This window comes from Streptomyces sp. NPDC019396, assembly GCF_040632375.1.
Taxonomy (GTDB): domain Bacteria; phylum Actinomycetota; class Actinomycetes; order Streptomycetales; family Streptomycetaceae; genus Streptomyces.
Genome location: NZ_JBEYBS010000103.1, coordinates 1 through 1,069, shown reverse-complemented (window position 1 = coordinate 1,069; position 1,069 = coordinate 1). Strand labels below are relative to the sequence as shown.

The window sequence follows — 1,069 nt, the reverse complement described above, 5'->3', positions numbered from 1 at the left end:
GGCCGGTGCCGGTTATGAAGCCGTCGAGGGTGTCGAGCCGGTACTGGAGGCGTTTGAGCCGGTTGCGGACGAGGGCTTCGAGGTGGTCGAGGGCCATGACTGCGAGGTTGGCGAGGCTGTGTTTGACGTGCGCCCAGACCCACTCGACGGGGTTCAGGTCGGGCGAGTATGCGGGCAGCAGGAACACGGTCAGCCACTCCCGCTCGGCGATCAGCTCACGCATGGCGTGGGAGACATGAGTGTTGAGCCGGTCCCAGACCAGCACGATTGGCGCCTTGACGAGGTGATGGGTCCCGTCGATCAGCGCGATGAAGTCGCGCTCGCCCATGCTGCGGCGCTTTCCCTTGCCCGCGGCCCCGCCACGGACAGGCGTCCCGAACGACGTCCGCTGACGGTCACGACCGGGGTGTGCCCGCGCCTGCCCCAGGTGCGTCCCCAGGGCGGCTTCCGGGTGAAGCCTGCTTCGTCCTCGAAGCAGATGTAGCCTCCGCAAGCCGCCCGGGCTCTTTTACCTCCGCCCAGGTCGCCTCCTTCCAGACAGTGACGGCCTGCTCGTCGCGCTCGGCGACCCGCCGCGCGGGAACCTGCGGGCTGAAGCCGAGCCGGTGCATCAGCCGGGTGGCGTCCGAGACGCTGTAGGACACGTGGAACTTCCTGCCGATCAGCGTGGCCACCCTCGCCGCGGTCCACACCTGGTCCTCCACCCAGCCATGCGCCCCCGGCTCTTCATCGAGGTAGGCGGCCAGCTTTTCCAGGCAGCGCGGGGACAGGCGGCATCGCGATCCGCTCGGGCCGCGGGAGGCCAGGGCCTGCACGCCGCCGTCCCGCCACACCTGATGCCACAGATAGGCCGACTTCAGGCTCACCCGCAGGCGCCGTGCCACGTCCGGCGGCTTGATCTCCTGCTCGAACAGCTCGGCCGCCTGTATCCGAACCGACTCCCGGCGCCGACGTCCCACAGGGGTCAACCCACCCCCATCCGCATACCTCATACACCAGGAGATACAGACAACACTCCGGACTCATCAGAGACTTCCAGAAAGATCACCCTAACGAGCCGAAGTCAGTA

The 1,069-nt window shown here is 67.8% G+C and carries 2 protein-coding genes; both read right to left on the bottom strand.

The window, feature by feature from the left end; all coding sequences use genetic code 11:
* Positions 1-328 (bottom strand): transposase (locus tag ABZ532_RS31665; RefSeq protein WP_361291486.1); only part of this gene is annotated, 328 nt, incomplete at its 3' end.
* Positions 329-395: 67 nt separating this feature from the next.
* Positions 396-992, bottom strand: coding sequence for a winged helix-turn-helix domain-containing protein (locus ABZ532_RS31660; RefSeq protein WP_361291483.1), 597 nt, complete (start codon positions 990-992; stop codon positions 396-398).
* Between the last annotated feature and the right edge of the window lie 77 nt (positions 993-1,069).

What these genes read in the sequence shown, in the direction of transcription:
- ABZ532_RS31660 (WP_361291483.1), bottom strand. Translation starts at nt 992, where the DNA reads ATGAGGTATGCGGATGGGGGTGGGTTGACCCCTGTGGGACGTCGGCGC.